Here is a 15847-nt window from a genome sequence, read left to right on the forward strand (position 1 = left end):
CCCAGTATAACGGTCAGCCCCAGTATAACGGTCAGCCCCAGTATAACGGTCAGCCTGCCTATAACGGACAGCCGCAGAACGGTTATGACGAAACCGCCGATGCGAACAGGAACTCGCCACCCCCCCCGCCGCCGCCGGGCTATGACGGTTCGCAGCCCCCGCCCCCGCCTCCCGGGTACCGGGCGGATGCGGGCTATGGCGATCAGACCCAGATGGACCGTCGCTACGAGGCCTATGCCGAGGACTGGTCGCAGCGTTATTGCACCAAGGCGCGCAGCAATGCCGGCACCGGCGCAGTGATCGGCGGGCTGTTCGGCGCGTTGCTCGGGTCGAGCGTCAGCGGTCGTCACGATCGCGGCACCGGAGCGCTGGTCGGCGGGCTGGCGGGCGCGGCGGGCGGCGCGGTCGTCGGCAGCACCACCGCGGGCGATACCAGCCCCGGTTGTCCCCCGGGCTATGTCGTTCGCGGCGGCGCGCCGGCCTTCGTCTTCGAAGCGGACGCCGGCCCCTATTATTACGCCGCGCCCGAATGGTATCGGCCGTGGTTCTTCTACGAGGGGCGCTGGGCCTATCGACCTTACCCGTATCACACCTGGTATTACCGCAATTACGGCTATGGCCGCGGATATGGTTATGGCCGCGGAGGCTATGGTTATCGCGGCGGACGCAACCGGCATTATTGATCGCCGGTAACGGACGGGGACGTCAGATCAGCGACGTCCCCGTAACTGTCAGGAACAACCAGTAGAGCAGCCCGGACAGCAGCATCGCGACGGGCAGCGTCAATACCCAGGCCGACACGATCCGCGCGATCGTCCCGCCTTGCAGACCCTGCCCGTTCGCGACCGCCGATCCGGCGATGCCGGACGACAGGATATGCGTTGTCGATACCGGCAGCCCGCCCCATTCCGCGGCGAGGATCGTGGCGGCGGCGGTCAATTCGGCCGAAGCGCCCATCGCATAGGTCAGATGCTTCTTGCCGATGCCTTCGCCCACCGTGACGACGATCCGCTTCCAGCCGACCATCGTGCCGAGCCCGAGCGCGATCGCAACCACGATCTTCACCCATAACGGAATGTACCGCGTTCCTTTCTCCAGCTTGCCGGCAAAATCCTTCATCGGTCCGGCCTGTGCGGCCGGAACCTTGCCCTCGTCCTTCGTCGCCATGCGAAGCGTGTCAAGTTCGAGATACATGTCGTTGCGCATGTTCGGCGTTGCCGCCGCCGGCACCGCCGCGATCGATCCGAAGGACGAGACGCGCTTCGACAATTCCTGCGCCATCGACGCCATCGCGCCATAGGCCGCTGGCGTACGCATGTCGCGCTTCTGCAGTGCATCGCGAAGGACCGTGCGCGCGTCGCCGATCGGGGTGATCGTCTGCGTCCCGGCCTGCCGCACCAGCGCGCCGTGCGCCGCATTGGCGCTCTGGACGAAGGCGGGCGTGGCGCTGTCCGCCATCGTGCGATTGAGCGCATAGGCGGTCGGCGCGACGCCGATCAGGATCAGCATGATAAGCCCCATGCCCTTTTGACCGTCATTGCCGCCATGCGCGAAACTGACCGCGGTGCAGGTGAAGATCAGCAGCGCACGGATGCCCCTGGGCGGCGGCGCGTCGCCTTCGGGTTCCTGATACAGCTTCGGATTGCGGATCAGCGCCTTCATCACGAAGAACAGGACGAGCGCGCCGACGAACCCAAGCAGCGGGCTGACCAGCAGCGCGGACAGCACCTTCGTCGCCTGGCTCCAATCGACCCCGGAGGTACCGCCGCGGCCGCTCGACAGCAACTGGTTCGCCAGTCCGACGCCCAGGATCGACCCGATCAGCGCGTGGCTCGAACTGTTCGGAATGCCGACATACCAGGTCAGCAGGTTCCACAGCAGCGCCGCGATCAGCAGTGCGAAGATCATCGCATAGCCAGCGGTCGACCCCACGTTCAGGATCAGCTCGACCGGCAGCAGCGTGACGATCGAATACGCGACCGCGCCCGACGAAACGATGACCCCCGCAAAGTTCCAGAAGCCCGACCAGAGCACGGCGACGGGCGGAGTCAGCGAATTGGTATAGATGACGGTGGCAACCGCGTTGGCGGTATCGTGGAAGCCGTTGACGAATTCGAATGCCAGCGCGACCAGCAGCGCAAGCGCCAGGAACGCGAACGCGCCGAGCGCGAGCGGCTCGCCCGCATGCCGCGTCTCCGAGAAGATTTGCCACGCCGCGAAGGCGATACCGCCGGCAAGCACGGCCAGGAAGCCGATCTTCGCACCGGGATGCACGGGGTGATCGAATCGGTCCGTCCCGCTGGCGGCGGGCGTTACGGGAATGCTGGCCATCGGATGATCCTCGCCATGAGTCGCAAGCGCCGGCAGCGCCGATCATCCGACAATCGACGGCTATTGTGACGGGGGCATGACTCAGGTGTCGGCGGCATTTCGGTGCAGATGATCGGGCATGAAGGTCGAACGAAATGATCGCTGCGAGTAGCCTGACGGAATACAGTTCGAGCAGAATGGCCGCCATCGCTGCGATCAGGTCGAGCCAAAGCTGATCCGAAATGACCTGCCCCAATCGCCGCGGGGGCGGACCGGATGCGATTTCCCGCACCGGTCCGCCATTTCGTCAGAACTTGATACGCCCCGTGCCGCCGAAGGTGCGCGGCGCGCCCAGGAACGCGTCGAGCACGCCCGTCGCGTTGCTCGGCAGGTTCTGGAAGGCCGAGTTGAACGCCACCTGCTTGTAGTTGGTGTCGAACGCGTTCTCGACCCAGGCCTCGATGCTCCAGCGGTCGTTCTGCGGACCGAAGCCGAGACGGGCGTTGACCAGTGTGAACGCCTTCTGGGCCTTGCCCGGATCGAGATCGGAGCCGGTGTTATAGTCCGAATTATACTTGGCGCCGGCGTTCAAGCGCGCCTTGTAGCTGTCGCCGATCGGCTGGGTATAGGTGCCGGACAGCGATGCCGACCAGAGCGGCGCCAGCGACAGGCGCGAGTTGCGCTGACCCTGGAACCCGGTGCGAGTCTTCAGATCGACAAGCTGCGCCGTCGTCAGGTCGTAGCGGGTGTCGGCATAGGTGAATCCACCCTGGAAGGTCAGTTTCGGCGTCGTGAACCAGACGAAGTCCACATCTGCGCCCTTGCTGATGACGTGCGGCACCGAATCGACCACGAACACGAAGCCGTTGAAGGTATTCAACTGGAAGCCCGTGTAGCGCTGGTAGAAGCCAGTGACGTTGAACAGAACCTTCCGGTCGAACAGCGTCGCCTTTTCGCCGATCTCAAACGCGTTGTTCGTTTCCTTGCCGAACGAGGTGTCGGTGATCGGCGTGACGGCCGCGGCGGTGCCGCGCGCGCACCCGGCGGTGCCGACAGCGCACTGGACACGATCGAGGTTGAAGCCGCCTGCCTTGTAGCCCCGCGCATAGGACGCGTAGACCAGCAGGTCGCGGCTGAACTTGTACGCGAGCTTCGCGGTGCCCGACAGATTATGCTCGGCCTCCGATTGGTGATCGAAGAAGTTGTTATAACCCGGGCTCAGGAAGGGAAGGCAGAGCGTCTGGTTGACGGCGGCAAGCGCTGCCTCCGACGCAGGCGTATTCGGAATGAAAGAGATCGCCGTATTTGCAGCGCCGCAGGCGGCACCGCCACCGATATTGGTGCTGTAGCTGTTCAGCGACTTCTGATCGATCGTATAGCGAAGCCCGATATTGAAATCGAGCTTGCTGGTCAGGTGCAGCGTGTCGTTGGTGAACGCCGCGTAGGTGTTGTCATCCTGGCGGTATCGATCAATCGCGCCGGAGTTTGCGGGATAGTTCACGCCACGTGCGCCGTTGCTGCTGACGAATGGGAATGTCAGCCCGGTTTGAAGGAACGTCGGATTGAACCCCCCGGCAAGCGGGGAAATAGCATAGCTCAGATAGTTTGTGAACGAACTGCCGGTCAGAATGCTGGTGTTCTGATGCAGATTCTCGTTCGAATAGAAGCCGCCGACTAGGTAATCGAGGTTCTTCGTCGTTCCTGCGTAGCGAAGCTCCTGGCTCATCGTCCGGAACAGCGTCGAGTTGCTGTTGTCGTCGGGGAGATACAACAGATCGAGCGTCGAGAAGTCGGAGTCGAAACCGCCCGTCTGCTTCCAGCTGCGGACCGCAGTGATCGACGTGAGTGTGCCCGGCCCGATCTGACCGTCGATCTGCATCGACACACCGCCGTCGCGCGTCCGCTGGCGATCGGGGCGGTTCGCATAGGCGTTGCGCGCATAGGGGTTGGTCGGGTCGCCGTCGTTGCCGCCCAGCGCCGCGACGGAACCGTTCGCAAGATTCGGGCCCGGTGCCTGGCTCGGGCGGATGATGACGGCGATGCAGCAATGTTCGTTGCGGCTCGAATAATCGGCGATCAGCCGGGCGGTGAAGGTCTCGTTCGGCTTGAATAGCAGCTGGCCGCGGACGGTATAGAAATCGCGATCGGTGTCGCGCGTGGCGGTGTTGGGACCCGCGCCGTCGTTGACGTGGAAGAAGCCGTCGCGCTGGCGGTCGGCGAAATACAGGCTGGCGGCCAGCGTGTCGCTGACCGGCCCTGTGACTTCTGCCGCACCGCCGTAACCGTGATAGTTGCTAGCGGTGAATTCGGCGTCCGCATGATATTCGAACTGCGGCAGCGCGGTGATGATGTTGATGACGCCCGCGGTCGCGGACTTGCCGAACAGCGTGCCCTGCGGGCCTTTGAGCACCTCGATCCGCTCGACATCGCCGAGGTCGCCGAAGCCGACGCCGTTGCGCGAGCGATACACGCCGTCGATCACGATGCCGACCGACGATTCGAGGCCGGGATTGTCGCCGACGGTACCGATGCCGCGGATGCGCGCGGTCGTCGATGCTTCGCTGCTGGTCGAGGTCACGAGCAGACCGGGCGCGAGCAGCGCCAGGTCCTTGATGTCCTTGACGCCGGTATCCTGAAGCAGTTGATGGCTGACGGTCGTGACCACGATCGGCACGTCCTGCAGGCTCTGGCTGCGCTTCTGCGCGGTAACGATGATGTCGTCGACGCTGGCGGGCGCAGATTGGGTAGCGCCGGTCTGCGCGGCGGTGTTCGCGACGGGCTGCGCGGCCTGGGGCACCGCGGCGTTGTCGCTGGGCTGCGGCGTCTGGCTGGCAGCGGATTGGGCGAGCGCCGGCTGGGCGACCAGACCCGCGGCGAGCGCCGCCACGGACACGACGATACGCAAATGGCCACCAATCATAATATATCCTCTCCACAGTCTTAAACGCTGCGGCGGATTCCTTAGGAGGCAATTTCGTTTCGCTCAATGATGATCTGGCGACGGCGTGGTTATATTCGAAGATCGGGTATGGAATCTCGGTGGACTGTTGCCCGAAAGTCGCTCTTCGCGAAGGCGTAGCGGCTTCATAATCCGGTGACCCGGTATATATCCGGTTCAGCTTCGCGGCATTAGCTGGCGCGTGCATCGGATCGGCAGGGTGCGCTGCATCACTTCCACACGGGACACGCCCCTTGACAGCGCGGCGCGGCGCTGCGTGAAAGCGGTTCCGAGCGGACCACGGGACGATCATGACGCACAGCGATTTCGACCCTGACGAGGGATCGACCGGTTCAACCGACCCATATCCTGTCGAGGGCTATACGATGCACCGTCGCGGCCGTGCGCTCAGTTGGATATTCGGCATATTGGGCCTGTTCGCGCTGATCGCCGGAGCGGTCGCTCTGTCGCACCATAGCAACAGCGCATCGGGCACCGGGCAAGGCGGCGGCGGTGGGCGCCGTGGCGCGGGCGGCGGCAGCAGCGGCGGGCGTGGCGGCGGCGGCGGCCCCGGCGGCGGCGCGAACCAGCCGACGACGGTCGGCACCGCGACCGCGACCGCGGCGGACCTGCCGATCCAGATCGAGGCGCTCGGCACCGTCACGCCGGCGGCGACCGTCACTGTCCGCCCGCAGGTATCGGGCACGATCACGCAGCTGCTGTACCGCGAGGGGCAGTTGGTCCGCCGCGGCCAGGTGCTGGCGATCATCGACCCGCGCCCTTATCGGGCAGCTCTCCTTCAGACACAGGGCGCGTTGATGCGCGACCGTGCGCAGCTGGCCAATGCGCGTGTGCTGCTCGCGCGGTACAACATGCTGCTGAACGAGGATTCGGTGGCCCGGCAGGACCGCGACACGCAGGCGGCATTGGTCGGTCAGCTGCAGGGCACGATCGCGATCGACCAGGGTGCCGCCGACCAGGCGAAGATCAACCTGGGCTACACGCGTATCGTCGCACCCGTCGCCGGGAGGATCGGTCTGAAGGTCGTCGATATCGGCAATTATATCGGTGCCGGCGACACCAACGGTATCGCGGTCGTCACGACGCTGCAGCCGATCGACGTCGAATTCGCCGTACCGCAGCAGCAGGTGGCGGAGGTGCAGCAGCGCGTCGTCGCGGGCGCCGAAATCCCCGCGCTCGCGCTCGACAGCGCACGCGTCAAGACGCTCGACACCGGGCATTTCACGACGCTCAACAATCAGGTCGATACCACGACCGGGACCGTGAAGGGCAAGGCGCGTTTCGCCAACGGCCAGTTCCAGCTCTACCCGAGCGAATTCGTCAATGTGCGGCTCACCGTCGATACCATCAAGGACGCGGTGACGGTGCCCCCCGCCGCGGTCCGGTCCGGTCCGGACGGCAGCTTCGTGTGGGTGCTGAGGCCCGACCGTACCGTCACCGAACGCAAGGTAACGACGGGCGTCAATACAGGCGACAAGGTGCAGGTCAGCAAGGGGCTGGCGCTGAACGAGACGATCGTCACCGACGGTGGGGACCGCCTCACGGAAGGGGCGAAGGTCGCGCTGCCCGGGGACAAGCCGGCGGCAGGGGCGGGCGGGCATAGCGGCCGCCAAAAGCGCGGCTGATCGACATGGGCCCGTCCCGCCTGTTCATCCTCCGCCCGGTCGCCACCGCATTGTTCATGGTCGCGATCGTGCTGGCGGGGTTCGTCGGTTTCCGGCTGCTGTCGCTGTCCGCGCTGCCGCAGGTCGATTACCCGACGATCCAGGTGACGACGCTCTACCCCGGCGGCAGCCCGGAGGTGATGAGCCAGACCGTCACCGCGCCGCTGGAACGCCAGTTCGGGCAAATGCCGGGGCTCGCACGGATGGAGTCGACCAGCGCGTCGGGTGCCTCGGTCATCACGCTGCAATTCACGCTGGCCGAAGGCCTCGACGTCGCCGAGCAGGAAGTGCAGGCCGCGATCAACGCGGCGCAGGCGCTGCTGCCCGCCGACCTGCCCGCACCGCCGATCTACGCCAAGGTCAACCCTGCCGACGCGCCGATCCTGACCCTGGCGATCACGTCCGAGACGATGCCGCTGACTCAGGTCCAGTCGATCGTCGATACGCGGCTGGCGCAGAAGATCAGCCAGATCACCGGCGTCGGCCTCGTGGGCCTGGCCGGCGGGCAGAAGCCCGCGATGCGGATCCGCGCGGACACGCAGAAGCTCGCGTCCTACGGCCTCAGCCTCGCGCAGATCCGCACCGCGATCACGGGTGCAAACGCCAATTCGGCGAAGGGCAGTTTCGACGGCACCAACCGCGCGTACCAGATCAACGCCAACGACCAGCTCGAAACGGTCGACGATTACAACAACCTCATCATCACCTACGCCAACAACGCCCCCGTCCGTCTGAAGGACGTGGCGCAGGTGATCGAGGGCGCGGAGAATGCGCGGCTCGGTGCACTCGCCAACGACACCCCTGCGATCATCCTGAACGTCCAGCGCCAGCCCGGCGCGAACGTGATCGCGACCACCGATCAGATCAAAGTGCAGCTGCCCGCGCTGCTCAAGAGCCTGCCCGCCGGGCTGCACGCATCGGTGCTGGCGGATCGCACGACGGGCATCCGCACGTCGGTGAACGATGTCGAGTTCGACCTGCTGCTCGCGATCGTGCTGGTCGTGCTGGTGATCTTCTTCTTCCTGCATTCGGCGCGTGCGACGCTGATCGCGGGGCTGGCGGTGCCGATCTCGCTGACGGGCACGTTCGGGGTCATGTACCTGCTGAACTACAGCCTCGATAACCTCAGCCTCATGGCGCTGACGATCGCGACCGGGTTCGTGGTCGACGACGCGATCGTGATGATCGAGAATATCCAGCGCCATATCGAGGACGGGATGGACCCGTTCCCGGCGGCGCTGAAGGGCGCGGGTGAGATCGGCTTCACGATCATCTCGCTGACCATCAGCCTCATCGCGGTGCTGATCCCGCTGCTGTTCATGGGCGACATCGTCGGGCGTCTGTTCCGCGAATTCGCGGTCACGCTGGCGGTGACGATCCTCATCTCCGCCGTCGTGTCGCTGACGCTGACGCCGATGCTGGCCGCGCGCTGGCTGAAACGGCCCGAGGACGAGCGCCCCAGCCGCATCGCCAAGCGCTCCGCCGCCGCGTTCGCGCGGGTCGAGCATCATTACGAACGCGGGCTCGATTTCGTGCTGTCGCGCCGGTTCGCCACGTTGGTGGTCGCGATCGGCACGCTGGTGCTGACCGTCCTGCTGTACCTGGTGATACCCAAGGGGCTGTTCCCGACGCAGGATACCGGCCAGCTCCAGGCGCGGATCACCGCGGGCAACAGCGTATCCTATGCCCAGATGGCGGCGTTGCAGACGAAGGCCGCGCAGACCATCCTCCAGGACCCGGACGTCGAATCGCTGGCGTCGTTCGTCGGCGTCGACGGGTCGAACAACGCGTCGCTCAACAGCGGCACGATGCTGATCAACCTGAAGACGAGCCATGGGAGCCAGGCGGACCTGATGGTGCGGCTGAAGAATGCGGTCGACGGGATCGCCGGGCTGACCTTGTACCTGCAACCCGTCCAGGACCTGACGATCGACGCCGCGACAGGCCCGACGCAGTACCGGCTGTCGGTGCAAGGGTCGAACACCGCGGACGTCATCGCCGAATCGAAACGGATCGCCGTCGCACTGCAATCCAGTCCCAAGCTCGCCAATGTCTCGACCGACGCGGGTGCGACCGGATCGTCGGCGCTGGTCACCATCAACCGCGACACCGCCGCGCGGCTGAACATCACCGCGTCCAGCGTCGACGACACGCTCTATTCCGCGTTCGGGCAGCGCATCGTCTCGACGATCTTCACCGAAACGACGCAGTACCGGGTGATCCTCGAGGCGGCGTCCGGGGTGGTGACCGATCCGCAGTCGCTCGGGCTGCTCCACGTCCAGGCGCAGGGCGGCGCGACGCCGCTGAACGCCATCGCGACGATCACCGAAGGTCAGTCGCCGCTCGCCATCACGCATGTGGGGCAATTCCCCGCGGCAACGGTGAATTTCGACGCCGCCCCCGGCGTGTCGCTCGGCACCGCGACCAACGCGATCAGCAATGCGGTCGGGACTTTGCAGCTGAAGCGCGGGGTGACGATCACGTTCCTGGGTGCGGCAAGCGCCTTCGCCAGTTCGCTCAACAACCAGCTTTGGCTGATCCTGGCGGCCCTCGTCTGCGTCTACATCGTGCTCGGCGTGCTGTACGAAAGCTTCATCCATCCGGTCACGATCCTGTCGACCCTGCCCTCCGCCGCCGTCGGCGCGTTGTTCGCGCTCTGGATCACGGGGCACGACCTCGACATCATCGGGATCATCGGCATCGTCCTGCTGATCGGCATCGTGAAGAAGAACGCGATTATGATGATCGATTTCGCGATCGCCGCGGAGCGCGACGAGGGGCTGCCGCCGGTGCAGGCGATCCGGCAGGCCGCGGTCCTTCGCTTCCGCCCGATCCTGATGACGACGCTGGCCGCGCTGTTCGCCGCGGTGCCGCTGATGCTCGGCTTCGGCGAGGGCGCGGAACTTCGCCGACCGCTCGGCATCGCGATCTTCGGCGGACTGATGGTCAGCCAGTTGCTGACGATCTTCACCACGCCGATCGTGTATCTGTATTTCGACCGTGCGCAGCAGCGGCTCGCGAAACATGGCTGGGGTGCGAAGGCACCGCCAGGAATCGGGCCGGAGGCCGAAGGGGCGCGAATCGGGCCGGAGGCGGAGGCGTGAACCTGTCGGCACCCTTCATCCGGCGGCCGATCGCGACGATCCTGCTGACGATCGGGATCGCGCTGGCCGGGATCGCCGGGTTTCTGTCGCTGCCGGTGGCCCCGCTGCCGCAGGTGGATTTTCCCGTCATCAGCGTGTCGGGGACACTGGCGGGAGCGAGCCCGGAGGTGATGGCGCAAAGCGTCGCGACGCCGCTCGAACGGCGGCTGGCAACGATTTCGGGCGTCAACGAGATGACGTCGTCCAGCTCGCTCGGTTCGACCCGGATCACGCTGCAATTCGATCTGTCGAAGAATATCGACGGTGCCGCGCGTGAGGTGCAGGCGGCGATCAACGCCGCGCGGGTCGATCTGCCCGCGACGCTGAAGCAGAACCCGACCTATCGCAAGGTCAACCCGGCGAACCAGCCGGTGGTGACGCTGGCGCTGACATCCGACACCAAGACCGCGGGGCAAGTCTACGACGCGGTGTCGAACATCATCCAGCAGCGGATGCTCCAGATCCCGGGCGTCGGCGATGTCGAGCTTGGCGGCGGATCGCTTCCGGCGGTCAGGGTCGACGTCGATCCCTACCGGCTCAGCAGCTACGGCATCGCGATGGAGGACGTCCGCGCCGCGATCCAGGCGGCGAACGCGAACCGGCCAAAGGGGCTGGTGCAGGGCGTCAACGGCCGCTCGTGGCAGATCTACACCAACGCGCCGGGGCAGGTGGCGGCGGATTACCGGTCGCTGGTGATCGCATGGCGCAGCGGCGCGTCGGTGCGGTTGCAGGATATCGCCACCGTGAGCGACGGCGTGGCCGACACCCGCACGCTGGGGCTCTACAATGGCAAGCGCGCGATAGTCGTCAACATCACGCAGCAGCCGGGCGCGAACCTGATCCAGATGGTCGATGCGATCAAGGCGGAGCTGCCCGGCATCCGCGCGCAGATCCCCGCCGACATCCAGCTGCAGGTCGCGATGGACCGGACGAGTTCGATCCGCGCGTCTATCAAGGAGATCGAGATCACCGTCATCATCGCGCTGATCCTGGTGGTGCTGGTCGTCTACGCATTCCTGCGCGACGTCCGGGCGACGATGATCCCCGCGATCGCCACCATCGTGTCGCTGATGGGCACGTTCGGGGTCATGTATCTGCTCGGGTTCAGCCTCAACAACCTGTCGCTGATGGCGATCACGGTGGCGACGGGGTTCGTCGTCGACGACGCGATCGTGGTGCTGGAAAATACGACGCGGCATCTGGAGGCGGGAATGAACCGCTTCGAAGCCGCGTTGCAGGGCGCGTCGGAGGTCGGCTTCACCGTGCTGTCGATCTCGCTCAGTCTCGTCGCGGTCTTCATCCCGCTGCTGTTCATGGGCGGCATCGTCGGCCGCCTGTTCCGCGAATTCGCGGTTACGCTGTCGGTCGCGGTCATGATAAGCCTGGTGCTGTCGCTGACCACCACGCCGATGCTGTGCGCATGGTTCCTGCGGCCCGACACCGTGTCGCCGGAGCATCGCCGGGGTGGGCGGGTCTCGCAGGTCCTGGAACGAGGCTGGGTACGCGTCGAGCGGACCTATGCCAGGAGCCTCGACTGGGCGCTGGCGATGAAACCGCTGGTGCTGTTGCTGCTCGTCGCCGTCATCGGCCTGACCGTCTATCTCTATATCGCGGTGCCCAAAGGGTTCTTCCCGACGCAGGAATCGCCGCTGCTGATGGCGGGTGTGCGCGCCGACGAAAGCGTGTCGTTCCAGTCGATGCAGGAAAAGCTGAAACAGGTCGTCGGGATCATCAAGAAGGACCATGCGGTGCAAAGCGTCGTCGGCTTCACCGGCGGCAGCCGCGCGGGCGGTGCCTTCATCATGATCGCGCTGAAACCCGTCGAACAGCGTCCGGGCAAGCCCAGCAGCGTCGTCGCGACCGACCTCCAACGCCGGCTCCAGCCGGTAAAGGGCATCCGCCTGTTCCTGATGCCGGTACAGGACCTGCGCGTCGGCGCGCGGCAGGGCAATGCGACGTATCAATATACGCTGATGGCGGACAATACCGCCAATCTGAAGCTCTGGTCGCAAAAATTGACCAAGGCTTTGGAAGCCAGTCCGGTGCTGAAGAATGTCGACAGCGACCTGGCCGAGAATGGCGTCGAAAGCTTCGTCGCTATCGACAAGGATACCGCGTCGCGGATCGGCATCACCGTCACCGCGGTCGACAACGCGCTGTACGACGCGTTCGGGCAACGCAACGTCGCGACCATCTACGAGGATATCAACCAGTATAGCGTCATCATGGGCTGGGCCCCGTCGTCGCTCGGTGGCCCGCAATTCCTGCCCGGGGTCCGGATTCCGACCGCGTCGCCGGTCGCGGTATCGACCGCGGCATCGACGGGCACCGGCACGACGACCGCGACGGGGGCGACGACCAGCACCGGCGCGACCGTCGCGACGCTGAACGGCATTGCGACCGGCACGGATACCGCCGCCACCACCGCCTCGGGTACGACGCAGGCCGCCGCAAGCCCCGCGACCGGATCGGCAGGCACCGCGGTCAGCCCCAACCCCGCGCTGCGCGACGCATCGACCGGATCGGCGCTGGCGACCGCGGTGCGGACGATGGTGCCGCTGAACGCGGTCGCGTCGTTCACGCAGGCCGCGACCGCCGCCAGCGTCAATCACCAGGGGACCGAGGTCGCCGCGACCGTCTCGTTCGATCTCGCGCCGGGCAAGGCCTTGTCGGACGCGAAGACGGCCATCGACCAGGCCGAGGCGCAGATCGCGATGCCGTCGACGGTGCACGGCGCGTTCGCGGGCACCGCGCTCCAGGCGCAACAGAGCCAGGGATCGCAGCCGCTGCTGATCCTCGCGGCACTCGTCACGATCTACATCGTGCTCGGCATCCTCTACGAAAGCCTCATCCATCCGCTGACCGTCCTGTCCACGCTGCCGGCGGCCAGCGTCGGGGCGGTGCTGGGGCTCATGATCATGGGAATGGATTTCTCGATCATCGCGCTGATCGCCGTCTTCCTGCTGCTCGGTATCGTGAAGAAGAACGCGATCCTCATCATCGACTTCGCGATCCACGCGCAGCGCGACCGCGGCCTCACCGCGGTCCAGGCCGCGCGCGAAGCCTCGCTGCTCCGTTTCCGCCCGATCCTGATGACGACGCTCGCCGCCGCGCTCGGCGCGCTGCCGCTCGCGATCGGGTTCGGCGAGGGTGCGGAGCTTCGCCAGCCGCTCGGCGTCGCGATCATCGGCGGGCTCATCGCGAGCCAGCTGCTCACTCTCATCACCACGCCCGTCGTCTATGTCTCGCTCGACAATCTCGCGCAGCGCGGCAAGCGCCGACGCGATCGTCGCCGCGGCCGCATCCAGCGGCGTCCAACCGAGCTTCCCGCATGACCCTGACCAATCGTCTCGCCACCCTTGCATCGACGCTCGCGCTGGCGGGCTGTTCGCTCGCGCCCGCCTATCACCGGCCGAACGTCGGCGCCGGCGGGGCGACACCGCCGACCTGGAAGACCGCGCCCGGCTGGGCGATCGCGACCCCGCTCGACGATGCGCCGCGCGCCGACTGGTGGACCGCGTTCGCCGATCCCGCGCTGAACGATCTCGTCGGCCGCGCGGTCGCGCACAACCAGACGCTGGCACAGGCGGCGGCCACCTATCGCCAGGCCCGCGCCGCCACCCGCGAGGCGCGGGCGAACCTGTTCCCGACGATCGGGGTGAACGGCGACGTCACCCACACCTATTCGGGCGGCAACACCGCGGTCGCGACCGGCGGCACGGTGTCGGGGGGAACGACGACCGGGACGGGTACGGGTGGTACGGGGACGACCGGTACTGGTACGACCGGCACCGGCACGACGACGGGTACCGTCACCAGCGGTGGTCGGGCGACGACCAACTACCGCGTCAACCTGACCGCCGCCTGGACCCCCGACTTCTTCGGCGCGCTGACCAATACCGCGCGCAATGCCCGGCTGACCGAACAGGCGCGGCTCGCCGATCTCGCCAATGCGCGGCTCGCGCTCCAGGGCGAGCTCGCGACCGATTATCTGTCCCTGCGCGGCGTCGATGCGCAGATCGCCAGCCTGACCGCGACCGTCCAGGCGTATCAAAGATCGCTGACCATTGCGACCAATCGCTACAATGCCGGCGTCGTCGCGCGCACCGACCAGTTCCAGGCGCAGTCGCAGCTCGCCTCCGCCCAGTCCAATCTGGTGGGCGAACAGCGTACCCGCGCGCAGTTCGAGGATGCGATCGCGGTGCTGGTCGGCGAAAACCCGGCGGGGTTCACGATCCCTTCGCTCGGCACGACCTGGTCCGCCGCCGTCCCCGCGGTGCCACTCGTCGTGCCCGCCACGCTGACACAGCGTCGTCCCGACATCGCATCGGCCGAACGCGCGGTCGCCGCCGCCAACGCGCAGATCGGGGTGCAGCGCGCGGCGTTCTTTCCGACGGTCAACCTGACCGGCGAAGCGGGGTTCAGCAACGACTCGCTGTCCGGGCTGTTCTCGTCCGCGGCCTCGCTCTGGTCGCTGGGCGCGTCGGTCGCGGAGACGCTGCTCGACTTCGGCGCGCGCAAGGCCCGGGTCGCACAGGCGCGCGCCGCCTATGACGCCGCGGTCGCCAACTACCGGCAAGTCACGCTGACCGCGTTCCAGGAAGTGCAGGACGACCTGATCGCGGTCCAGGTGCTGGCGCGGCAGGAGCAGCTGCTTCGCACCGCCTCGGTCGCGGCGGACCAGTCGGAGGCAACGCTTCGCAACCAGTACCGTGCGGGGCTGGTCGTCTTCACCGATGTCGTGACGTCGCAGGCGACCGCGCTCGCCGCACGCCGTGCGCTGCTCCAGGCGGAACAGGATCGCCAGACCGCGTCGGTCGCGCTGGTTCAGGCGCTTGGCGGCGGCTGGTCGGATGCGGACCTGACGAGCGGTGCGGAGGTCGCGCGCGCCGCGGCGGTGGCGGACAGCAACCGATAGGGAACGCGACCGCCAGGGAACGGGGTCGACCGGCAGGGGTTGAGATGGCCCCTCCTCCGAGGCTTCCGCCGACATGCCGATACCCCTTGCGCTGCTCCTCGCCGCATCCGTCGCGCCCACCGCATCCGTCTGGCCCGCTGGCGTAACGCTGCCCGCAGGCCGCGCGATCGACGAAGACTATCGCCGGCAGTTCGACCGGTGCGATCAGGAACGTCGGTTCCGCGGCCGCCGCCCGAAATATGGCTGCAAGGGCGATCCGAACGCCGTTACCGCGCTTCGCAGACTGCCGGGCGGCGCGGTCGCGTTCGTGTCCAAGCTCGCCGTCGATCTCGACGGATCGGCCTATGCTTGCAGCCCGAACCGCGGCCGCACCGATCAATGTCCGACCTCCCTGATGCTGCCCGACGGCAGAGGTGGGGAAGTGCCGGTGGATGCCGGGACGATCCCCTATGTCGTCATTCCGCAAGCCGGTCCGAAAGCCGTTCGCGGCGAGTTCCAGCGGCTGACCGGAGTGGGTATCGGCGATCTTGGCGTCGTGATCGCGAATGGCCGAACGGTTCCGGTCATCGTCGCGGATACCGGTCCCTATGCCAAATTGGGGGAAGGATCGCTGGCGCTGCACCAGGCGCTCGGGCGGCGGCTGTGCACGGCGCGCGGCGGCAGCGGGCAATGTACCGCGGTGGTGTCGCCGATGGAGAGCATGACCGGCGGCATAACGACGATCCTGTTTCCCGGCAGCGCGCGACATGACCTGACCCCGGCAACGATCGGAAACGTCGTGCGGGCGGAAGGGTTGCGGTTGTGGAAGGAGACGAGGGCCCAGATGCGCTAGCTAGGATGAGGGCGACCGTTG

At 66.5% G+C, this 15847-nt stretch carries 8 protein-coding genes; 6 read left to right on the forward strand and 2 right to left on the reverse strand.

Annotated features, from left to right (window positions below):
• The coding region (locus ACFE7D_RS01890; protein ID WP_375393730.1) for a glycine zipper domain-containing protein at positions 1–683 on the forward strand (683 nt) is incomplete at its 5' end.
• A 22-nt stretch (positions 684–705) separates the two neighbouring features.
• Here ACFE7D_RS01890 and ACFE7D_RS01895 read toward each other — a convergent pair.
• Positions 706–2331, reverse strand: a complete 1626-nt coding sequence (locus ACFE7D_RS01895; protein WP_375393731.1) for an inorganic phosphate transporter — start codon at positions 2329–2331, stop codon at positions 706–708.
• A 286-nt stretch (positions 2332–2617) separates the two neighbouring features.
• Positions 2618–5230, reverse strand: a complete 2613-nt coding sequence (locus ACFE7D_RS01900) for a TonB-dependent receptor (protein ID WP_375393732.1) — start codon at positions 5228–5230, stop codon at positions 2618–2620.
• Between the two features lie 329 nt (positions 5231–5559).
• On the opposite strand from ACFE7D_RS01900, the gene ACFE7D_RS01905 reads away from it, so the two are divergent.
• The 5 genes from ACFE7D_RS01905 to ACFE7D_RS01925 all read left to right on the forward strand — a co-directional run bounded on the left by ACFE7D_RS01905 (position 5560) and on the right by ACFE7D_RS01925 (position 15826).
• Positions 5560–6894 carry an efflux RND transporter periplasmic adaptor subunit gene (locus ACFE7D_RS01905; RefSeq protein WP_375393733.1) on the forward strand — a complete coding sequence of 445 codons (1335 nt, stop codon included), beginning with the start codon at positions 5560–5562 and terminating at the stop codon, positions 6892–6894.
• A gap of 5 nt (positions 6895–6899) precedes the next feature.
• Entirely contained in the window at positions 6900–10037 is a 3138-nt protein-coding gene (locus ACFE7D_RS01910; protein WP_375393734.1) for an efflux RND transporter permease subunit, read from the forward strand.
• Complete coding sequence (locus ACFE7D_RS01915) at positions 10034–13411, forward strand: efflux RND transporter permease subunit (protein ID WP_375393735.1); 3378 nt, start codon at positions 10034–10036, stop codon at positions 13409–13411. Before ACFE7D_RS01910 ends, ACFE7D_RS01915 begins: the two co-directional genes overlap by 4 nt.
• Positions 13408–14994, forward strand: coding sequence for an efflux transporter outer membrane subunit (locus tag ACFE7D_RS01920; protein WP_375393736.1), 1587 nt, complete (start codon positions 13408–13410; stop codon positions 14992–14994). The genes ACFE7D_RS01915 and ACFE7D_RS01920 overlap by 4 nt, the downstream gene beginning before the upstream one ends.
• Before the next feature lie 73 nt (positions 14995–15067).
• Positions 15068–15826 (forward strand): hypothetical protein, encoded by a 759-nt coding sequence (locus ACFE7D_RS01925; RefSeq protein ID WP_375393737.1) that lies wholly within the window; start codon positions 15068–15070, stop codon positions 15824–15826.
• Positions 15827–15847: the final 21 nt, after the last annotated feature.

The sequence above is a fragment of the uncultured Sphingomonas sp. genome, from assembly GCF_964244235.1.
Lineage (GTDB): Bacteria > Pseudomonadota > Alphaproteobacteria > Sphingomonadales > Sphingomonadaceae > Sphingomonas.